This is a genomic window from Bordetella genomosp. 13, assembly GCF_007679965.1.
GTDB lineage: Bacteria > Pseudomonadota > Gammaproteobacteria > Burkholderiales > Burkholderiaceae_B > Bordetella.
This window is the reverse complement of the sequence record NZ_VEHL01000001.1, coordinates 1110623-1130839: the sequence shown is the minus strand read 5'-3', so window position 1 is coordinate 1130839 and position 20217 is coordinate 1110623. Positions and strand designations below refer to the sequence as shown.

Here is a 20217-nt window from a genome sequence, read left to right as displayed (position 1 = left end):
GCGGTCGTGGCCGCGGAGGGGTCGGGTCCGGCACAGCCGGCGACCAGACATGCAAGTACCGGCCCCATGAGGTACCGATGGCACTGCTTCATGGCAAATCCTTCGCTTCGGAATCAGGAACGAGGCGTACCGAGCCCGACAACGCCGCGGCGGACGCATCGTGCGCGGCGGTATCGGTACGCCGCAAGGAAACTTCCGCCAGCCGCAGGTGCAGCTGCGCAGGCTGCGTCAGCAGCCACGGGATCAGGGCCGCGGGCGAGGCGTCGTTGAACGCCACGCGCCAGCCAGCCGCGCCATCGGCCGTCAGCTGGTAGGTGCCGCCCAGCTGCGCGCCGTCGAGCTGGCCAGCCAGCGCCGCCTGGTAGCCCTGGGCATCGGCGGGCGCGGGACGCGGCGCCGGCACTTCGCCCAGCACGGCCTCGACCGCGGCGGATTGGGAGCGCAGGCGCGGCAGTTCGGCCCGCCAGCGCTCGATGGACTTCAGGGCCGGCTCGATGGCGGCCAGCCAGCACAGCGCGCCGATGACGACGGCGGCGCACAGCACGACCAGGCGGCGTTCGCGCACGGCCATGCCGGCCCAGGCGGTCTCGGCCCGCTCGATGGACGTGCGCAGGGATCGCTGCAGGGCGGGCGGCAGCGCCACCCGCTTGCGTCGCGGCATCTTCATGACCGGTCTCCGGCGGTGGCGGCGCCGGCGGTGGCCGGGCCGGTGGGCGGCTTGGCCGTGCCGTCCTGAGCGGTGGCGCGCCGGATGCGCCAGGCGCCGGCCGGTTCGCCCGGCTCGACGGCCAGCCCCGCCTTGCGGGCCTCTTGCACCCAGGCGGGCTCGCCCTGTCCTGTGGGCGGGCCGGCGTCGCTGGTGTGCAGCGTGATCTCGCCGGGCACGTAGCGCAGTTCGCGCACCTCGCCCGAATGGAAAGGCAAGGCCTGCCCGGACAGCCGCAGCAGGACCGCGAATTCGCCCGCGGCGCCCTGCTCTTGCGCGGCGGCGCGTGCATCGCGCTGCTGGCGCGCCTGCTGCAGGGGGTTCAACACGGTGGGCAGCTCGGGGAAGACCATGCGCACACGCTGCGCCATGTGCTGCTGCAACGCCGCGCCTTCCGAGGCCAGGCGGCCGGCGTACAGGTTCAGGCCCACCATCCACAGCACGGCGGCCGCGGCCACCCAGGCCAGCGGCTCGCGCCAGCCGCGCGGGCTGTCGGACGGGCCCGCCGCGATGGCCAGCGACCATGCCGGCAAGGCGCCCGCCCAGCGTTGCGACGGCGGCACGAGCATGGCCGGCGCTTCCGACGCCAGCGGCCACCACGCGGGCGAGGAGCCGATCCACGTGACGGCCGGCGGCGCGGCCTGCCGCACCTCGGCCGCGATGAACGCCACCGCCGCGGGCGGCTGGCCATCCTGCATGCCGGCATCGGCGGGCAGCGGGAAGACCAGCGCGCCGTCCGTTCCGGTGCGCACGACCAGGCTGTCGCCGGCCTGCCGGGCCGTCCATCCCTCGGCGGCCACCGGCAGCGAGAACGGCGCGGGATAGAACCCCGCGATGCGCAGCCGGCAGCCCGCCAGGCGCTGCACGGCGCCTTCCAGGGCTTCGCGCTCGACCCAGGCCACGGTGGCCTGGCCATCCGCGCCGCGCGGGCCATGCGCCAGCGCCACGCTGGACAGGTCGCCCAGCACCAGCGGCTCGACGGCGGTGGCGATGGCGGCATCCAGCCGCGCGCCGGACAGCGGCGGCACCGGCACGCTGGCCAGCGCCACGTCGGACGGATGCAGCAGCAGGTGCACCGGCTGGCCGGGCCAGCGCGCCGCCACGTCGCGCAGCGGCAGCTCGCCCTCGAACTGCACGGCGCCATCCCGCCCGACCTGCGCGCAGGACGCCACGGTGTCCGGGCCCACGGCATGCAAGGCCGGCAGGGCCACTCGCAACGACAGCTTCTTCACCCTGCCTCCCGCGACCAGAACACCCGCACCTCGTTGCGATCGCTACGCTGCAGCAGGGCCTGCGTGACGGTGGTGGAACGATCGGTGAACACGGCGCCCGTCAGCAGGAACCAGTTGCTGCCGATGCCGATGCGCACGGTCTGCGCGTCGAGGTCGGGCATGCGCAGCCGGTTGACGAAATCGCCGCGGTTGATGAACCACTGGCCCTGGTCGCGTTCGGCCAGCACGGCCTTGGCCTGCTCGACGGACAGGCCGGGCACCCAGGCCGCGATGACTTCGGGGCGCGCGGTGTTGGCGTTGATCCAGGTGCCCACGGGCAGCACCGTGGCCACGGGCCGCAGGCGCGCCAGCACGTCCTCGGTGACGCCCTGGACCGGGCGCAGGTCATCCAGCGTGCGGATCATCGGCGCACGGGCCATCTGCACCACGGGCGCGGGCGGCGGCGCGCCGGCAGGCGCGTTGGCGGCGCCGCCGGCCTGCGCATCGCCGCCCTGCGTGCCGCTGGCGTCGGCCGAGCGCGGCTGGGCGATCAGCACGCGCTGCACGATGCGGTCGGCGACCTCGGCCGGCACGCCGACCAGGCCGCACAGGCGGCGGAACACCGCGGATTCATTGGGATCGAGGCCGCTGCCGCTGACCACGTTGCGCAGGTTGAACTTGCCCTGCTCGTCGGTGATACGGCCGGAGAAGGACGCGTACAGGCGATCGTCCTCGTCGCCGAAGCGCGTGTTGCGCACGGGCTGCGCCCAGTCGGCGGCCAGTTGCACCACCGGCGTGCGCCGGCCCTCGTCGCGCAGCATGGCCGAGGCCCAGTCGATGCCGGACTGCATCAGCATGCGGACCTGGATGCCCGTCTGGTCGCTTTGCAGCGTGCGGATGAAAGCGCTTTGCCGTGCCATGAGCGACGCCGCGAGGATCGTGACGATGGCCACGATGAGCAGCGCGCCGATGATGGCGGAACCGCGTTGCGACGCTGCGCATCGGCGCCGGCGCCTACCGCCGGCCCGGCCGGCGGCGGCGTCAGAGCTGCCAGGAGCCGATGTCAGCGTCTGCATTTTCGCCGCCCGGCTGGCCGTCCGCCCCGGTAGAGAAGACATCGATCTCGCCATTGGCGCCGGGGTTGAGGTACTGGTAGGGATGGCCCCAGGGATCGTTGGGCAGGCGGTCGAGATAGGCACGCGGGTTCTTGGCCTGCTCGGCCTTGCCCGTGAGTGCGACCAGGCCCTGCTGCGTGCTGGGATAGCGGCCGTTGTCCAGGCGATAGAGCTTCAGTGCCTGCATCAGCGCGCTGATGTCCTGGCGGGCCGCGACCGCGCGGGCCTGGTCGGGACGGTCGAGCACGCGCGGCACGACCAGCGCGGCCAGGATGCCCATGATGACCACGACCACCATGATCTCGATGAGGGTGAAGCCACGCTGTCGGCGCCGCAGGGCGGCTGAACGATGCTGAGGCCGGACGAATGGCATGGCTGCGACTCCTCGCTCATTGACGATCGGGGCGCCCATCTTTTCAGGCGCAGATGTCACGGTTTCGGATGATGTTGTGGACTTCGTTTACATCTAATGGCGGATGGCGCCGAACGGGATGCCCACCAGCAATCCTTCAACGGTGCGGACCAGCCCGGGATGCCGCGCCACGCGGCAGGCGGCCTGGACCGCCTCGTCGGCGCGCTCGCCTTCGTGGGGCAGGCCCACGAACCAGCGGCACAGCATGTCGTAGGTGAGCAGCTCGCGCAGGTAGTTGTCGCTGTCCACCCCATAGGCCTGGCGCAGCACGATGACGCGCAGCAGGACATCGGCGGCCAGGCTGCAGTCGCAGGCATCGGCCACGCGGGGCATCAGGCCGGACAGCTGGCGCAGTTGCGCATCGACGCGCTCGCGCAGCACGTGCAGCGGATGTTCCTCGGGGACCAGGTTGGCCCAGGGATTGGGGTGTTCCCAGATGAGGTCTGGAATGATCCACACCCACGGCGCGCCGCGCCGCGATACGGCGATGGGCTGGCGCTGTGCGTGCGCCATGACCTTGCCCAAATGCCGGTCCAGTTCCTTCATGCCCACTTTGGCTACTTGCATCGCTCACGCTCCTTGGTTGGGGGCTTGTCGACGTGCCGGGCGGTCGTCCGCTCATGGCCTGAGCTTTATGACGAGATTCGTTAGCGAAAACCGCACATTGAAATGCGGATTTTCAGCTTGGTTCTTTTGGATTGTCGTTTTCCGCTGCCGCGATGGAACCAGGTTGCTCGCGCCACGTGCGCAGCAGCGCGAGGTCGACCGAAATGCCGGCATGCTTGGCGATCTCGGCCAGCGGCCCGTGGACCAGCGCGTGCTCGAGCAGGGTGATGACGCCCTCGGCCCGGCGCAGCGCGGCCAGGTCGTGCAGGAAGGGATCGAGGTCGGGATAGTCGGCCTCCAGGCCGACGAAGCGCCGGAACAGCAGGTTGTAGCCGATGCGTTCGTGCAGCATGGCGGCGTCTTCGATGCCGTAGACGGCCTGCAGCGCCATGGCGCGCATCAGGTAGTTGGGCAGCAGGCCTACCCCGCCCGCCGCCGCGGTGCGCTTGAGGAACGCGGCGTGCCGGTACAGGACTTCGTCGACGTGGTCGCGCAGCTTGAGCAGCGGATGATGATCGGGAACCGTGCCCGACAGGCCGATGCGCTTCATCCACATGCCGTGCGAGACGATCCACACCCAGGGCGCACCGTAGCGGGAAATCGATACGGGATACTGCCACGCCGACTTGGCCAGCTCGCCCAGGCGCTTCTTCAGACTGGTGGATCCCAGATTGGTCTTGCGCGTCACGAATCCGCCTTCACGAAACCAGGCCGCCGCACCCTTGCGAGCGGTAACGCTCTAAGACGAGATTCGGAATGAAAATCCGTACAGGAAAATGAAGGTCAGGTAAAAATTAATATGTTGCCGGGCAGCGTCCGGGCCTTCACCTGGAATGCCTGGCGGATCTGCGTCAGCACCAGGTCGAGATTGTCGAGACTGAAGCGCCCGCTGAGCGGCAACCGGGCCTTCTCGTCATTCATCAGGATGACCCGGCCGGGACGATAGCGGTTGATTTCATCCACGACCTCGCTCAGGGGCGTCTGGCGGAACACCAGCGCGCCGTCCCGCCACGCCGAGGCGGTGGCCGAATCGACCGCCACCGCCACGCCGATGTGGCGGCTGTCGTACACCACCTGCTGGTTGGCCCGCAGCATCAGGTTGCCCGCCGCGGATTCGACCTGGACCTGCCCCGCCAGGCAGGTGACGCAGACGGAACCCCCGGTATTGCGGACCTCGAAGCGCACGTCCGCCGCCTGCGCCAGCGTGCGGCCGCTGCCGGCCACCACCGTGAAGCTGCGATCGGTGCGCGCGACGTCGAACGCCGCCTCGCCGCCCACCAGGTCGATGCCGCTGGCCGCGCCGGTGTCGGTTCGCACGGCGATTCGGGTCTGCGTGTTGAGCGTGACCCGTACGTTGTCGGCGAGCATGACCGCGCGGCGTTCGCCGGTGCCCGTGTGGTAGTCGGCGCGCAGGTCGTCCAGCGAAGGCCACAGCCCCAGGGGCGGATGCACGACCGCCACGCCGGCCGCCACGACGGCGGTGGCGAACGCGCCGCCGAGCATGGCGCGGCGTTGCGGATTGGGCGTCCCCGCCCTGGCGCGGCGCGCGGGCAGGGGCTGGCGATGGGCGACCAGCAGGCCGGCGCGGCCGACCTTGTGCCACACTTCTTGCGCGTGGCGGAATGCCGCGGCATGCGCATCGCTCTGGCTGCGCCACTGCTGCAGCGCCTGTGCATCGGCCTGCGTCGCATTGCCCGATGTCAGCCGCCGGACCCAGGCGTGCGCCTCGCGTTCGAGGGGCTCGAGCGCGGGCGAGCGATTGCCGAATAACCTCATGATTCTTGTGCTCTATCGTAGGCAAGCCCCCGCTTGCCGGGATTGTGAAAGGGGATTCTCCGATACCCCCCGACATCACTCGGAATTGCGAGTCAATGTAGGCGGCTTAGTGTAGGACGAGTCTCGAACAGGAAAGCCGCACGGCCGTTACTATTTTTTTAGGTTTTCGGCACAGTACTCGTGGGCTTTCTTCAGCTCGCGCTCGACCAGGCGCAACGAGATGCCCAGGCGCTCGGCGATCTCGTATTGCGGCGTGCCGTCCAGGCGGGCGGCCAGCAGGATCTGCCGGCGGCGCTGCGGCATGCCGTCCATGACCCGGGCCAGGTCCTCGCACTCGGACCGGAACTGGGCGATCTCCTCGGGGCCGGGCGCGGGTTCGGGGATTTCGAGCAAGGCGTCGATCTCGCCCAGGCTCATCACCCGGCTGTTGGCGCGCTGGTGGTCGATGGCCAGGTTCGAGGCCATGCGCAGCAGGTAGGCGCCAGGGCTTTGCACCGGACCGATACTGGCCTCGGCGTCGTCGCGGCAATGCAGCCGCATCCAGGTGTCCTGCAGCGCATCCCCCGCCAGGTCGGAATTGCCCAGGCGGCGGGTCAACTGCCCCTTGAGCTCGTCGTACCGGCTGAGCAGGAAGCTCTTCAGCGTGTTGAGGCTGCTGGCGCTCATGGAAGGCTCCTGGCGCGCGGGCCGCGGCCATCACTGCGCATGGCAATCCACCGTGGTGGCGGCCGAACGCGGCAGGATCAGCATGGTGAAGGGCTGCGCCAGCCCCGCCGGCGGACGGTCGACGGCCATGCCGCGCATGGCGCGCAGGATGGCCTGATCGCGCGCGATGTCGCCGGTGGTGTCCAGCAGGCGCACCTGCGAGACCTGCCCCGCAGGACCGACCCAGAACTGCATCGCCGCGCGGAAATCGCCCGGCGCGGTCAGGCTGTCACGGCACAACACGTCGCGCACGTCGGCCTGCACCACGCCATAGTAGGTACGCGTGGCCGGCGAGGCCGGAGCGATGCCAGCGGTGTCCTGGCGGGGAGAAGAACGGGATTCGGCCTGCATGAGAATGAATGCCTCGGCGGTGGTATGACTGACAGCCAGGCCCGTGCCCTCGATCAGCAGCGCCAGCGCGGCTTCGGGGGTATGGCTGCCCTGCACGGACCGGGAAGTGCGCCCCAGGACCAAGGTTCCGAGGTACACCACCGAACGGCCCGTGGCGACGCTGTATTGCTCGATGGCCGACTGCAGAGGCTGGGCGGGAATGTCGAATTCGATGGCAGTGTTGGCCACGGCGACGGCCGGGCCGGCCGAATTCGTTTCCGCCGCCTTTGCAAGCACCGGCAGCATGCCGCACGCCCCGCCCACCACGAATGTCGCCAGTAACGACTGAATCACGCGCAATCCGCTGGTTTCATGGAGGAAGAGATGGCAGGCCGCCGGCAGCCGCGACCATCGATTCACCGCGGCCGGAAAAAGGGCTGCGAAGCATACCGGATCGGCCGCAAAGAAAAGTACTGAAGTTTGTGAGGAGGGAGCCTACTGACGGGTTATGTCGCCCACATGACAGACCGACGACACCCCATTGGGACAGGGGGAAGCCCCTGAGAGATCGCAAAATCGCGCGAGAAAAAATGCAAGATCAAAATGCGGGACATAATTGTTTTGAATCGCGCACGACCTTGGAGACCAACGCCAGCGTGACCCCATGGCGCGCGGCCACTTCGCGGCGCGAGAGATTTTCGACCCGCACGCCGATGAATATGGCCTGGCGCCGCGGCGGCAGCAGTTCGACGGCGCGGATCAACCGCCGTACCTCGGAGCGGGACTCGGCGATTTTCTCGGGGCCGGGCGCGCCGTCCGGCAAGCCGTCCAGCAGCACGTCGTCGAAGCCCATGCCCTGATGCACGCGTTCGGCGCGCGCCAGGTCGATGGCCCGATTACATGCCATGCGATAGATGTAGGCCTCGGTGCTGAGGATGGGCCCCGAAGATGCGCACCCCCGGTCGGCCAGGCGCACCCAGATGTCGTGCAGGCTGTCCGCCGCCAGTTGCGCGCAGCCCGCATATTGCGTGATGCGGCGCAACAGCACCTCGTAGTTGGCAACGATGTAATCGCACAATCCCATCGCGGTATCGGACATGTCCGATACCGGCGGAAATGTCATAGGGCTGTCGTACGATTCGCCATGGCAATCGTGGCCGACCACTTTCTTATATCGCATGACTGATTTCACGGGCATGGCAACCTGGTAACCGCGGGCGTGGCTGTTTGGCTGAAGCCTGGGCGAATTCCACGGACTTGGGAAACAAGTCGAGGCAAGAACGGACGCGCAGTTTTCAGGGCAGCTCGCGGCAAAGCCGCGTCGCGCAAGATGAGAGTTCACCCCTTGACGAGTCTCGCCGGACAAACCCGCACAGCTGATTGAAGACACGTTTGTTACCGAAAGAAACTGACAATGTCATTATCGTGACGGTTGAAATCTATGGATCAGTAACTGAAATCCGCGATATCAAGTCATCGGCGCTTTTCTGTGACGGAAGTACCGAGCCCGGTAGTTTTATCAGTGAAAACCCTGGCAACGGCTTTTTGCCGGGAAATGAAAAAGGACGACCTGGGTCGTCCTTGAAAAAAAACGCCGCACGTTTCATCGCCCGCGCGGCCGCCTCGGCCGGCCGGCGTTCTCTATGAGATAAAACGGGCGAACCCCTCGACCGGCTCGCGTTCGCTGTGCAGCGTATTCTCGATGGCGCCAGGATCGGCATAGCCCAGCGCCATCCCGCACACCAGCATTTCGTCCGGTGGCAGGCCCAGCTCCCGCGCCACGACGGCGTGGTAGGGCACGAAGGCCGCCTGCGGGCACGTGTCCAGGCCGTGCGCCCGGGCGGACAGCATGACGGACTGCAGGAACATGCCGTAGTCCAGCCAGCTGCCCTGCGACATGATGCGGTTGATGGTGAACATCAGGCCCACGGGCGCGTCGAAGAAGTCGTAGTTGCGGGCATGCTGGGCATGCATGCCCGCCTTGTCTTCGCGTGTGATGCCCAGCAGCCCGTAAAGGTCCCAGCCCACTTTGCGGCGGCGGTCCTGGAACGGCGCGATCCATTGCTTGGGGTAGTAGGCGTATTCGCCCTGGTAAGCGCTCTGGTCGGGATCGTCGTAGGCCTGGCGCAGCGCGGCGGCGAAGCGCTGGCGGGCCGCGCCGGTGATCACGTACACCTTCCACGGCTGAGCGTTGTTGCCCGAGGGCGCGCGGCTGGCCAGTTCGAGCACGCGTTCGATCAATGGCTGAGGCACGGGGTCGGGCAGGAAGGCGCGTATCGAGCGCCGTGTGCGCATGGCCTCGGCCAACGACAACGACGGAGGATCGAAACGTGCTGATGAATCCATTGCCTGTCTCCGGAAGCGAGGAGTGCCCTACCCCCCAAGCATGCCGCTCCATGCGGCATAGTGTTGTATGAACGCGCATTGAACCCAGGGAAAACCCGTGCTAAAGCGGGCGTCTGGCCTTAGCGCAGCCTAAGGCAAAAAAGGGATAGGCCCCGCGCTCAATCATGTATACCATCGCGGGCCTGGTTACAATTTTCGATCTTCTTGTTCGGCTGTACTCAATGACTATGAAGAGCGTGGACCCCGCTTTACCCGTGCCGCTGTACCACCAGCTTTTCCTATGCCTGCGTGAGGCGATTTTTCGCGGGGACTTCTTACCGGGCAGCATGCTGCCCAGCGAAGCCGAGCTGGAGAACCAGTTCGGGGTCTCGCGCATCACGGTGCGCCGCGCCATCGACGAACTGACCGCCCGCGCGCTGGTGCGCCGCGAAAAAGGCCGGGGTACGCGAGTGCTGGAACACGCCCCGACGCAGACCGGCATCGTCGGGAGCATCGAAGCCATGGTGGACAGCAGCCTGGTCATGGGCATGCAGACCGATGTGCAACTGCTCGAGTTTGGATACGTGCCCGCGCCCGAGACGGCCGCCCAGGCGCTGAACCTGCAGCGCGGCGCCCGGGTGCAGCATGCCATCCGCGTGCGCAAGCTGGACGCCACGCCGTTCTCGTACCTGGAAACCTACGTGCCCGAAGTCGTCGGACGGCGCTACGAACGGCACGACATCACGGCGCAGCCGCTGGTGGCGCTGCTGGAGGGCGCCGGCATTTCCATAAGCCGGGCCGTGCAAACCATCACGGCCGAAGCGGCCACACCCGAACTGGGCCGCGCCCTGCAGGTGGCGCCCGGCGCGCCGCTGCTGAAAGTGGAACGCACGGTCTATGCGCAGGACGACCAGCCGGTGGAATACATCACGGCTTGGTATCACCCGCAGCGGTACAAATACCGCATGGCGCTGGCGCGCCAGAACACGACACAGGGCGGTTGGAAACCGGCCTAGCTGTCGAGTCTCGATAGGGCATTCACGCCTGGCGCGCCGCCCGGTCAGGCGATTTCCTCGATGGCATCCACGCGGTCGGGATAGAACGCCAGGTGCCCGGCGATCTGCGCCACGGCGGGATGCGGGGTCTCGTACGACCAGGCCGCGTTCTCGGCACGCGACCCGCCCGCCGGCACGCTGTAGTAGGCCGCATCGCCCTTGTACGGGCAGTGGGTGGCGTGGTCGGTACGCCGCAGCTGCGCCATGTCCACGTCCTCGCGCGGAATGTACTGCACGGGCGGATACGCGGCCTCGCGCAGCGTCAGCGCGCGCTGCGAGTCGGCGAGGGTCTTGCCGCCCAGCGTCACCACCACGCGCGCAGTATTGGGCGTGATGCTGATGGGATGATCGGCGCCGGGAATCTTGACGGGCTTGTCGGCCATGTGGGGCTCCTGCATTCGGGATGGCGGGCGTCGCGCGAACCTGCGCGCGGGCGGTGGGCCTTCAGCTTACCGCCGCTCCCTGCCCACCCGCGACGGCCAGATGTGAGCGTCGGTTTCGCGGCGACCCGTGCGCGAACGTGCTTCCTATAATGGGCGGATGCCATGTTCCATCGAGCGTTTCCAAGCGCGTGGGGCGGCCTGATGGACCAGGCCGTGAAGGACGCGATTGCCCGCTGGCCCGACGTGCCGGCGGTGTGCGGGTGGCTGTCGCTGGACGAGCGCGGCCGCTGGCGGCTGCATCCGCAGGGCGACGCTGCCGCGGGCGGGCCGGGCGAAGCCATCACCAACACGCAGATCCTCGCGTTCATGGACCGCAACTATGCGGGCGACGCGCAAGGCCGCTGGTATTTCCAGAACGGCCCGCAGCGCGTGTACGTCCGGCTGGACGCCGCGCCGTACATCCTGCGCCTGGCCGAATCGGGCGCCGGGCTGCAGACGCACACCGGCCTGCACGTGGACACGGTCGACGGCTGGTGGCTGGACCATACGGGCCGGCTGTATGCCGCCACCGAGCGGGGCCCCGGAATGATCGAGGACCGCGACCTGGGCACGCTGCTGGCCGGCTTGCGTACCGACGGCGGCACGCCGCTGCTGGATGCGCTGGAAGACCTGGAGCCGGACGGCGCGCTGCAGGTGTGCCTGCCCGATCAGGCGCCGCGCGTGCCGCTGCGCCAGGCCGCGCGCGCCGAGATCCCCGCACGGCTGGGCTTCGTCGCGATGCCGTCGGCATGACGGCATGACCGAGGCTGGGCGATGAGGCCCCGGCGCACCTCTGTTGCCTTGTTGCCTTGTTGCCTTGTTGCCTTGTTGCCTTGTTGCCTTGTTGCCTTGTTGCCTTGTTGCCTTGTTGCCCTGTTGCCTTGCTTGGCCCTATTGCGGCGGCGACGCGCCGGTCCTGAATATGCCCACGCCACATATCGACATGCCCCTGCCGGCACACCCGTGTTGCCGTCCCGGCCGCCGCTGCCGGTAGAATCGTCCTCATGAGCGTCCCACAGCCCCCCAGCTACTTTCCGGCCCCGCGCCGCGCCCACTTCTGCAGCCAGTGCGGCTCGCCGGTCGCCCGGCGCGTGCCGGACGGCGACAACCGCGAACGCGACCTCTGTGACCACTGCGGCGCGATCCATTACCAGAACCCGCGCATGGTGGTCGGCACCGTCCCGACCTGGCAGGGCCGCATCCTGCTGTGCCGCCGCGCCATCGAACCGCGCTACGACACCTGGACGCTGCCGGCGGGCTTCATGGAGCTGGGCGAAAGCACCGCCCAGGGCGCCGAGCGCGAGACGCTGGAGGAATCCGGCGCGCGCATCGCGCTGGGACAGCTCTATACCGTGATCGACGTGCCGCAGGTCGAACAGGTGCATTTCTTCTATCTGGCCGAAGCCCTGGGTCCCGAACTGGATCCCGGTCCCGAAAGCCTGGAGGCACGCTACTTCGACGAATCGGAGATCCCCTGGGACGACCTGTCGTTCCGCACGGTGGCGACCACGCTGCAGCGCTACCTGGAAGACCGCAAGCGCGGGGCTTTCGCCACTCATCACTACGTGCTGGACTCGCGCCGCTGACGCCTTGAAGCTGCCCTGGCTGGAACCCGACACGCCGCTGCCGCCCGCGGAGCGGGCGCTGAAAGAGCCGCCCGGCCTGCTGGCGGCCGGCGCGGACCTGTCCACCGTCAGGCTGGAAGAGGCCTATCGCAACGGCATCTTCCCCTGGTTCTCCGAGGGCGAACCGGTGCTGTGGTGGAGCCCTGACCCGCGCATGGTGCTGGCCTGCGACGACTTCGCGCCCTCGCACTCGCTGCGCAAGCGCCTGCGCCGCATCGCCGCCGAGGCCCAGCAGCCCTGGCCCTCCGTCGAGGTGCGCGTGGACACCTGCTTCGCGGAGGTTCTGCGGCAATGCGCGGCGCCGCGCGGCGGCCTGGCCGGCACCTGGATCGTCGAACCCATGCAGCAGGTCTACCGCATGTGGCACGCCGAGGGCCGCGCCCACAGCATCGAGACCTGGATCGACGGCGAACTGGCTGGCGGCCTGTACGGCGTCAGCCTGGGCCGCATGTTCTTCGGCGAATCGATGTTCGCGCGCGCCAGCGATGCCTCGAAGATCGCGCTGGCCTACCTGGTGCGGTTCCTGAAGCGCCACGGCGTGGCGTGGATCGACTGCCAGCAGGAGACCCGCCACCTGGCCAGCCTGGGCGCCCGCCCAGTGGACCGCGCCGCCTTCCTGGCGCACGTGCGCCAGGCGGTGGCCGCCCCCGGCCTGCCCTGGCATCCCGGCGTGCTGGACGCCGAAGGCCAGTTGCAGCCCCTGCCGCGCGCCACGCTGCTGCCCTGACCATGGCGGACAAGATCGGTCATAATGGGCTTTACCGTTTCGGACTTGCGAATCCGTTTCACGCCTCGCCCCGCGCGCCCGTAACCCCGATTCGCAGCGACTCGCGCGCGACCCCATGAGCCAGCTCAAAGAACTTCCCTTCTCCACGCTGCAGTTCTACTCGACGGCCCCCTACCCGTGCAGCTACCTGCCCGGCCGGCAGGCGCGGTCGCAGGTCGCGGCGCCGGGCCACCTGATCAACGCAGGCACGTATTCCCAACTGGTCGAACAGGGCTTTCGCCGCAGCGGCCTGTTCACCTATCGCCCCCACTGCGACCACTGCCGCGCCTGCGTGCCGGTGCGCGTGGACACCGCGAACTTCACGCCCAACCGCAGCCAGCGGCGCGCCTGGCGTTTCCACCAGCCGCTGCGGGCCTTCGTCGCCGAGCTGGCCTGGTCGCCCGAGCACTACGAGCTCTACACGCGCTACCAGCAGGGCCGCCACCCCGGCGGCGGCATGGACGACGACAGCCGCACGCAGTACGCGCAGTTCCTGCTGACCACGCGCGTCAACACGCGGCTGGTCGAGTTCCGCACGCCCGACGGCACGCTGGCCATGGTCTCCATCATCGACGTGCTGGACGACGGGCTGTCCTCGGTCTACACCTTCTACGATCCCGAAGCGCCCGGCAGCCTGGGCACCTACAGCATCCTGTGGCAGATCGAGCAGTGCCGCATGCTCGAACTGCCCTTCCTGTACCTGGGCTACTGGATCGGCGACAGCCGCAAGATGGCGTACAAATCCAGCTTCCAGCCGCTGCAGAAGCTGGTCGACGGCACCTGGCAGGACCAGCCGGCCTGACGACCGGCGTGCCGACGCCGCGCGGGCCCGCGTCCGCGCCGTCGTCCGCGACACGACCCGCACGACGCGCACGCCGGCCGCGGCGCGCACTGCACTACAATCCGCCCCATGTCGATCCTGTTCCAAGCCTATCCCCTGGCCCGCGCGGCGCTGTTCGCCCTGGACGCGGAAACCGCCCACGAAGTCACGCTGGCCAACCTGCAGCGCGCCTACGATTGCCAGGCCACGCGCCGGCTGCTGCACACGCAGCCCCAGGCGCCCATCGAGCTGCTGGGCCTGAAGCTGGCCAATCCGGTGGGCCTGGCCGCAGGCCTGGACAAGAACGGCGCGCACATCGATGCCCTGGCCAACCTGGGCTTCGGCTTCATCGAGGTCGGCACGGTCACGCCGCGCGCGCAGCAAGGCAATCCCAAGCCGCGCATCTTCCGCCTGCCGCGCTCGCAGGCGCTGATCAACCGCATGGGCTTCAACAACCTGGGCCTGGAGGCCTTCCTGGCCAACGTGCAGCGCAGCCAGTGGCGCCGCGACGGCGGCGTGCTGGGCCTGAACATCGGCAAGAACGCCGATACGCCTATCGAGCGCGCGGCCGACGACTATCTCATCGGCCTGGCCGGCGTGTATCCCCACGCCGACTACGTCACGGTCAATATCTCGTCGCCCAACACCAAGAACCTGCGCGCCCTGCAGGGCGGCGACGAGCTGATCTCGCTGCTGTCACGCCTGCGCGACAAGCGCCGCGAACTGGCCGACCAGCATGGCCGCCACGTGCCGATGCTGGTGAAGATCGCGCCCGACCTGGAACAGGACCAGATCGACGCCATCGCCGATGCCCTGCCCGCGCTGGGCGTGGACGGCGTCATCGCCACCAACACCACCCTGTCGCGCGCCGCGGTGCAGGGCCAGCCGCACGCGCAGGAAACCGGCGGCCTGTCGGGCCCGCCGGTGCACGAACTGTCGCTGAAGGTGATCGAACGGCTGCGCGCGCGCGCCGGCCGCTCGCTGGCCATCATCGGCGTGGGGGGCATCGTGTCGGGCAAGGAAGCCCGCGAGAAGATGGCCGCCGGCGCCGATGCCGTGCAGCTCTATACGGGCCTGATCTATCGCGGCCCGGCGCTGGTGGAGGAATGCGTGCGGGCGCTGGCCGCGACGCGCTGATCCTGCCTTGTCCGACTACTGCGGGAATGCGGGCACCGTGCCGCGCGGCGTCCTGTCACCGATAATGGGGACAGAATAAAACACCCGGATAAAAAAAAGGCCACCCGAAGGTGGCCCTAGTTCCAGCTCTGCTCTGTCCTTAAACAGTACTACAGAGTGGGGCTACACGACAGCCCTGTTACGCAGCGGCGCGACGCGAGGCGGTGCGGGTAGCCTTGCCGGCGGCTTCAGCGGCATCGGTGGCGGCCTTGAACGTGGCGTTCGCGGCGGCATTCATGTTGGATTCGGCGACTTCGGCGGCTTGCTTGGCGGCCTTGGTCAGCGAGTCGTAGGCGCTGTTGGCGGTGGCCAGCGAGGACTTCAGCATGGCGACGGCGCTTTCCGAACCGGCCGGAGCGTTCTTCGACAGCTGCTCGACGGCTTCGGCCACTTGCTGCTGGCCTTCGGCGATCTGCTCTTCGGCCAGCTTGGCCAGTTCGGTCTGCACGCCGGCGACGATGTCGTACACGTGCTTGCCGTAGGCCAGGGCCTTCTCGGCGCCCGGCTGCACCAGGCTGGTGCCGAAGGCGGCGACGTCTTGCGGGTCGGTCAGGCCGGCGGCTTGCTGCGACTTCAGGGCGACTTCGTCGATGGTTGCCTTGACAACCTTCATGTTCAGGTCGACCAGTTTCTCGAAACCGCTGAACATGGCGGTCTGCGCGGCGATCAGGGTGTTCAGGGAAGCCTTCTGGCGGGCCAGGACTTGCTGCGGAATGGCGTTGTTCATGGTGGTATCTCCTGTTATGGCCGGCTGGGCGGCTCATGAATGAGGGTCTGCGACGAAATTTTCAACGTGCGCGGACTGGTACCTTGAAACTCCCGCCGGCGCGTTTGCTGCACTGCACAAAGCGTATTCTAAACTTAGTATGTTGCAAGTCAAGCAGTTCTTGTGCGACGCAACAAACACTTTCATCTATGCGACGCCTCATGCACCAGGATGTAGCCCTTCGGCACAAAATGGGGGAAATACCGGGGTGACGATGTGTCGATTGTTTTCTAGACTTGCGACACGCTGATTGCACTATCTGTGGCGGCGCAGGCCGACCACGCAGAACCCACAATTTCAGCTTACCCCCTGGAGACTTCATGACCCGCTATACCCGCAAGCTGTCGGCCGCGCTGGCCGTCGGTGCCCTGTTCGCCGCAGGCGCCGTCCATGCCGAGTATCCCGATCACGTCGTGAACATGGTCGTGCCGTTCGCGGCGGGCGGTCCCACCGACAACGTGGCCCGTTCCCTCGCCGAAGCCATGCGCCCCACGCTGGGCCAGACCATCGTGGTGGAGAACAAGGGCGGCGCCGGCGGCACCATCGGCACCACCCAGGTGGCGCGCGCCAAGCCGGACGGCTACCAGATCCTGCTGATGCACATCGGCTTCTCGACCGCCCCGTCGCTGTACAAGAATCCCGGCTACGACCCGTTCGAGGGCTTCGAGCCCATCGGCCTGGTGGTCGACGTGCCGATGACCGTCATCGCCCGCTCCGACTTCGCGCCCAACAACATCAAGGAACTGGCCGACTACGTCAAGAAGAACGCCGACAAGGTATCGCTGGCCAACGCCGGCATCGGCGCCGCCAGCCACCTGTGCGGCACCATGCTGTCCGACGCGCTGGGCGTGAACCTGCTGACGGTTCCGTACAAGGGCACGGCCCCCGCCATGAACGACCTGCTGGGCAAGCAGGTCGACCTGATGTGCGACCAGACCACCAACACCACCCAGCAGATCCAGGCCAAGTCGGTCAAGGCCTACGCGGTCACCAGCCTGGAGCGCGTGCCCACGCTGAAGGACCTGCCCACCATGGACGAGTCCGGCTACAAGGGCTTCCAGGTCGGTATCTGGCACGGCATGTGGGTTCCGAAGAACACGCCCAAGCCCGTGGTCGACAAGCTGGTGAAGTCGCTGCAGGCCGGCCTGGCCGATCCGAAGTTCCAGGAGCGCATGCAGCAGCTGGGCGCCACCGTGCTGACCAAGGAAGCCAACCCCGAGGCCCTGCAGGCCAAGGTGAAGCAGCAGGTGCCCCAGTGGGCCGAGCTGTTCAAGAAGGTCGGCCTCGAGAAGCAATAAGGCCCGCGGGCACACAAGACCGGGAGCCGGCATGGCCGCGCCTCCCGGCACCGGATAACAACGATAGTCGTAACGCTCGTCCCCGCCGGCCTGGCCGCGCGGGGATTTTTTCGTCCGGCGTGGGCCGGTGGACGCGGATTCGGGGCCTCGCCAACGGCGCGCGCGCAGTAGCCGGCCAGGACACGCTGCCACGCAGCGTCCGCCCAGGACAATGCCGCGTCAGCGCAGCGCGCCGCCCCGGGCGTGATGCGCCACCCACTTGGCCAGCCACGGCCCCAGCAGCATCACCATGACGAAGCGCGCCGTCTGCAGGGCCATGACGAACGGCAGGTCGACCGGGCTGGACGCCGCGATGATGGCCACCGAGTCCGCCCCGCCGGGGCTGGTGGCCAGGTAGGCAGTCAGCGGATCGACGCCGCCGAATTCGGTCAGCAGCACGGCCAGCAGGCCGCACAGGGCCATCAGCGCCAGCACCGACAGCAGCACGCGCGGCAGCGCGCGCAAGGCATGCACCAGCACCGCGCGGTCGAACCGCAGGCCGATGTTCCAGCCGATGGCCGCGTAGCACAGCACCATCAGCCAGGGCGGCAGGGTGATGTCCAGATGGCCGGTGTTCTGCAGCGCCACGCCCACGAACATGGGCAGCAGCAGCGAGCCCGCGGGCAGGCGCAGCATGCGGGCCAGCCAGGCGCCGCCGATCGCCACCGCCAGCGTGGCCGCGAACGGCCCAGCCTGCATTGCGGGAAACCAGTCGACGGGCGCGGCATGCGCGCCGGTGGGCAGCCCCCAGATGCGCGACACGGCCGCGGCGACCAGCACCACCAGCACCACGCGCAGATACTGCATGAACGCCACCAGGCGCACGTCGGCGTCGTAGGACTCGGCCATCAGCACCATGGCGTTGGCGGCGCCGGGCGACAGGCCCCACACCGCGGTGCTTCCGGGCAGCACGCCGCGCCGCGCCAGCGTCCAGCCCAGCGCGCCGCTGGCCAGGATGACGCACACCACGGCGGCCAGGCAAATGGCCCAGTCGGCCAGCAGCGCGGTCAGGATGTCGGGCTGCATGCTGCGCGCGATGAGACAGCCGATCAGGCCCTGCGACGCGATGAAGGACCAGCGCGGGGTCTGCACCTTGACGCCGTTGACGGCAGCCACGATGGCCCCGCCGATGGCGCCCAGCAGCACCGCCGCCGGCAGGCCAATGGCCTCGAAGACCAGGATGAAAGGCAGCGAAATGCCGAACAGCGCGGCCCACTGCATGGGCCGGCCATGGCGGGCCAACAGGGGCTCAGGCATGCCGGTTGGCGGCGGATGCCCCCGCGGCAAGCACCGCCGACAAGCCCGTCTCGTCGGCATGGGAGGCGGGCTCGAAGCCCAGCGCCTCGGAGATGCCCGCCGCCGCGTCGACCAGCAGGCGTATCCATTCGTCCTGCAGGCGCTCGGCGGGCGCCGAGATCGACAGGCCGGCCACCAGCTTGCCGGTGTCGTCGTAGATGCCCGCGGCGATGCAGCGCACGCCCAGCTCGAGTTCTTCGTTGTCGCGCGCGTAGCCGTGGCGGCGCACCTGCGCCAGCTCGCGTTCGAGACGGTCGATCTCGGTCAGGCTGTTGCGCGTGTGGCCGGCCAGCCCGGTGCGCAGCGCATACGCGCGCACGCCGCGCGCGTCGGCGGTTGACAGGAACAGCTTGCCGGTGGACGTGAGATGCAGCGGCGCCCGGCCGCCGATGGCGCGCACCACCTGCATGCCCGAGCGTTCGCTCCAGGCCCGGTCGATGTAGACGATCTCGTCACCCTGCTGCACCGACAGGTTGATGGTCTGCCCCGTTTGGCGATGCAGGTTGCGCATGACCGACAGCGCGGCCTCCCGCACGTTCAGGCGTCCCTTGACCAGGGAACCGAGCTCCAGCAGGCGCATGCCCAGCTGGTACAGGCCGTTGTCGACGCGTTCGACGTAGCGGCCCACGACCAGGTCGTTCAGGATGCGGTGGGCGGTGGACGCGTGCAGGCCGGTGGTGGCCGAGAGCTCTTTCAGCGTGACGGGCTCGGGCTGGGCCGCCAGGGCGTCCAGCAGCCGCATGGCCCGGTCGATGACCTGGATGGCCACGGGCGCCTGCCGGACGCCAGGTTTGGCGTCCGGTTCCTCGGCATGCGCGGACTCGGAGAACAGGCGGGACATGAAGGGTGTCCAGGACTGCGCGGGAGCACCGCGACGGCGATGCGGCAGCGCAGCAAATTTTGACTTATCGTATTGTGAAATTATGGCTGCGTTTTGGCAACCGCTTTTTCACTGCGCGGGGGCCGTCAGGCTGCCGCCCAGGCGCTGCACCTCGGCCTGGAAGAAAGCCAGGGCTTCGGCGGCGGGCTCCGGTTCGCCCTTCACGCCCAGTTCCAGATGCGGCGGACCGCCCTTGTCGCCCATGTAGGGCAGGCTGAACGCGCGCACGCCGGGCCAGCGCTGCTCGATGGCCTCCATCGAGGGCGTGATGCGCGACTCGGGCATCTGGTAGGCCAGGAAGGAATGCTCGGCCAGCACGACCGCGTGGTGCAGGTCGCGATAGCGCGTGTCCAGCGTCCACTCCAGCATGGGCCACGCCATGACCGGAAAGCCCGGCACGAAAGTGTGGTCCCGGATGTAGAAGCCGGGAATGCGGTTGTACGGATTGGGCACCACTTCGCAGCCCTGCGGGAACATGCCCATCTGCAGGCGCTGGCGGTTTTCCGGCGCCTCCATGTCGGGCGGCGGCAGGCCCTTCTCCCTGGCCGTCTCGGCGGTGCGCAGCGCGATGGCCTCGGCGGCCTCGGGATGCAGGGCCAGCGGCAGATCGAGCGCGGCCGCAGCGGCCTGGCGGGTATGGTCGTCCGGCGTGCCGCCGATGCCGCCGCACGACAGCACCACGTCGCCCGAAGCGAAGGTGCGGCGCAGCGCGCGGGTCAGTGCCTCGCGGTCGTCGCCCAGGAACTCGGCCCATGCCAGTTGCAGCCCGCGGGCGCCCAGCAGTTCGATGACCTTGGAAAAATGCTTGTCCTGGCGGCGGCCGGACAGGATTTCGTCGCCGACGATGATCAGGCCGATGCGGCGGGCGGATTGAGCGGACATGGATGC

24 protein-coding genes are annotated in these 20217 nt (G+C 68.4%); 8 read left to right on the top strand and 16 right to left on the bottom strand.

The window, feature by feature from the left end:
- Window positions 1-88: 88 nt before the first annotated feature.
- The 10 genes from gspM to FS845_RS05175 form a co-directional block, all read right to left on the bottom strand.
- Complete coding sequence (gene gspM, locus FS845_RS05220) at window positions 89-667, bottom strand: type II secretion system protein GspM (protein ID WP_144631027.1); 579 nt, start codon at window positions 665-667, stop codon at window positions 89-91.
- Window positions 664-1938 (bottom strand): type II secretion system protein GspL, encoded by a 1275-nt coding sequence (gene gspL / locus FS845_RS05215; protein WP_144631026.1) that lies wholly within the window; start codon window positions 1936-1938, stop codon window positions 664-666. The genes gspM and gspL overlap by 4 nt, the downstream gene beginning before the upstream one ends.
- Window positions 1935-2993, bottom strand: a complete 1059-nt coding sequence (gene gspK / locus FS845_RS05210; protein WP_260986157.1) for a type II secretion system minor pseudopilin GspK — start codon at window positions 2991-2993, stop codon at window positions 1935-1937. Before gspK ends, gspL begins: the two co-directional genes overlap by 4 nt.
- Window positions 2959-3405 carry a type II secretion system major pseudopilin GspG gene (gene gspG / locus FS845_RS05205; RefSeq protein WP_144631024.1) on the bottom strand — a complete coding sequence of 149 codons (447 nt, stop codon included), beginning with the start codon at window positions 3403-3405 and terminating at the stop codon, window positions 2959-2961. The genes gspK and gspG overlap by 35 nt, the downstream gene beginning before the upstream one ends.
- Window positions 3406-3498: 93 nt before the next feature.
- Window positions 3499-4011 carry a transposase gene (locus FS845_RS05200; RefSeq protein WP_144631023.1) on the bottom strand — a complete coding sequence of 171 codons (513 nt, stop codon included), beginning with the start codon at window positions 4009-4011 and terminating at the stop codon, window positions 3499-3501.
- A 112-nt stretch (window positions 4012-4123) separates the two neighbouring features.
- Complete coding sequence (locus tag FS845_RS05195) at window positions 4124-4738, bottom strand: transposase (RefSeq protein WP_144631022.1); 615 nt, start codon at window positions 4736-4738, stop codon at window positions 4124-4126.
- A gap of 95 nt (window positions 4739-4833) precedes the next feature.
- Window positions 4834-5826, bottom strand: coding sequence for a FecR family protein (locus tag FS845_RS05190; RefSeq protein WP_144631021.1), 993 nt, complete (start codon window positions 5824-5826; stop codon window positions 4834-4836).
- 150 nt (window positions 5827-5976) lie between these two features.
- On the bottom strand, window positions 5977-6492 hold the full coding sequence (locus FS845_RS05185; RefSeq protein ID WP_144631020.1) for an RNA polymerase sigma factor: 516 nt from the start codon (window positions 6490-6492) through the stop codon (window positions 5977-5979).
- 30 nt (window positions 6493-6522) lie between these two features.
- On the bottom strand, window positions 6523-7215 hold the full coding sequence (locus tag FS845_RS05180) for a TonB C-terminal domain-containing protein (protein ID WP_260986156.1): 693 nt from the start codon (window positions 7213-7215) through the stop codon (window positions 6523-6525).
- 244 nt (window positions 7216-7459) lie between these two features.
- The gene (locus FS845_RS05175; RefSeq protein WP_144631019.1) at window positions 7460-8251 is read right to left on the bottom strand and encodes an RNA polymerase sigma factor; all 792 of its coding nucleotides are present in this window, start codon (window positions 8249-8251) and stop codon (window positions 7460-7462) included.
- Between FS845_RS05175 and FS845_RS05170 the strand changes: the two genes are divergently transcribed.
- The gene (locus FS845_RS05170; protein WP_144631018.1) at window positions 8242-8508 is read left to right on the top strand and encodes a hypothetical protein; all 267 of its coding nucleotides are present in this window, start codon (window positions 8242-8244) and stop codon (window positions 8506-8508) included. The genes FS845_RS05175 and FS845_RS05170 overlap by 10 nt on opposite strands.
- Here FS845_RS05170 and FS845_RS05165 read toward each other — a convergent pair.
- Complete coding sequence (locus FS845_RS05165; RefSeq protein WP_144631017.1) at window positions 8503-9207, bottom strand: nitroreductase; 705 nt, start codon at window positions 9205-9207, stop codon at window positions 8503-8505. The two genes, FS845_RS05170 and FS845_RS05165, sit on opposite strands and share 6 nt — an antisense overlap.
- Window positions 9208-9371: 164 nt before the next feature.
- Between FS845_RS05165 and FS845_RS05160 the strand changes: the two genes are divergently transcribed.
- Window positions 9372-10202, top strand: a complete 831-nt coding sequence (locus tag FS845_RS05160; RefSeq protein WP_144631016.1) for a GntR family transcriptional regulator — start codon at window positions 9372-9374, stop codon at window positions 10200-10202.
- A gap of 44 nt (window positions 10203-10246) precedes the next feature.
- On the opposite strand, the gene FS845_RS05155 is transcribed toward FS845_RS05160, so the two are convergent.
- The gene (locus FS845_RS05155) at window positions 10247-10624 is read right to left on the bottom strand and encodes a DUF427 domain-containing protein (protein ID WP_144631015.1); all 378 of its coding nucleotides are present in this window, start codon (window positions 10622-10624) and stop codon (window positions 10247-10249) included.
- A 201-nt stretch (window positions 10625-10825) separates the two neighbouring features.
- Between FS845_RS05155 and FS845_RS05150 the strand changes: the two genes are divergently transcribed.
- From FS845_RS05150 to FS845_RS05125, 5 genes are all read left to right on the top strand, one after another.
- Window positions 10826-11416, top strand: a complete 591-nt coding sequence (locus tag FS845_RS05150; RefSeq protein ID WP_144631333.1) for a DUF2946 family protein — start codon at window positions 10826-10828, stop codon at window positions 11414-11416.
- A 251-nt stretch (window positions 11417-11667) separates the two neighbouring features.
- Window positions 11668-12249 carry an NUDIX hydrolase gene (locus FS845_RS05140; RefSeq protein WP_144631013.1) on the top strand — a complete coding sequence of 194 codons (582 nt, stop codon included), beginning with the start codon at window positions 11668-11670 and terminating at the stop codon, window positions 12247-12249.
- A gap of 4 nt (window positions 12250-12253) precedes the next feature.
- Window positions 12254-13015, top strand: coding sequence for a leucyl/phenylalanyl-tRNA--protein transferase (gene aat / locus FS845_RS05135; RefSeq protein ID WP_144631012.1), 762 nt, complete (start codon window positions 12254-12256; stop codon window positions 13013-13015).
- 115 nt (window positions 13016-13130) lie between these two features.
- Complete coding sequence (locus FS845_RS05130) at window positions 13131-13856, top strand: arginyltransferase (protein ID WP_144631011.1); 726 nt, start codon at window positions 13131-13133, stop codon at window positions 13854-13856.
- Window positions 13857-13964: 108 nt separating this feature from the next.
- Window positions 13965-15011, top strand: a complete 1047-nt coding sequence (locus FS845_RS05125) for a quinone-dependent dihydroorotate dehydrogenase (protein ID WP_144631010.1) — start codon at window positions 13965-13967, stop codon at window positions 15009-15011.
- Between the two features lie 178 nt (window positions 15012-15189).
- On the opposite strand, the gene phaP is transcribed toward FS845_RS05125, so the two are convergent.
- Window positions 15190-15777 carry a TIGR01841 family phasin gene (phaP, locus tag FS845_RS05120; RefSeq protein ID WP_144631009.1) on the bottom strand — a complete coding sequence of 196 codons (588 nt, stop codon included), beginning with the start codon at window positions 15775-15777 and terminating at the stop codon, window positions 15190-15192.
- A gap of 359 nt (window positions 15778-16136) precedes the next feature.
- Between phaP and FS845_RS05115 the strand changes: the two genes are divergently transcribed.
- On the top strand, window positions 16137-17114 hold the full coding sequence (locus tag FS845_RS05115; RefSeq protein WP_144631008.1) for a tripartite tricarboxylate transporter substrate-binding protein: 978 nt from the start codon (window positions 16137-16139) through the stop codon (window positions 17112-17114).
- Window positions 17115-17333: 219 nt separating this feature from the next.
- Here the strand turns inward: FS845_RS05115 and FS845_RS05110 are convergent, their stop codons facing one another.
- The 3 genes from FS845_RS05110 to FS845_RS05100 all read right to left on the bottom strand — a co-directional run bounded on the left by FS845_RS05110 (window position 17334) and on the right by FS845_RS05100 (window position 20211).
- On the bottom strand, window positions 17334-18410 hold the full coding sequence (locus tag FS845_RS05110) for an AbrB family transcriptional regulator (RefSeq protein WP_144631007.1): 1077 nt from the start codon (window positions 18408-18410) through the stop codon (window positions 17334-17336).
- On the bottom strand, window positions 18403-19290 hold the full coding sequence (locus FS845_RS05105; protein WP_260986155.1) for an IclR family transcriptional regulator: 888 nt from the start codon (window positions 19288-19290) through the stop codon (window positions 18403-18405). Before FS845_RS05105 ends, FS845_RS05110 begins: the two co-directional genes overlap by 8 nt.
- 108 nt (window positions 19291-19398) lie before the next feature.
- Window positions 19399-20211, bottom strand: coding sequence for a competence/damage-inducible protein A (locus FS845_RS05100; RefSeq protein WP_144631006.1), 813 nt, complete (start codon window positions 20209-20211; stop codon window positions 19399-19401).
- Between the last annotated feature and the right edge of the window lie 6 nt (window positions 20212-20217).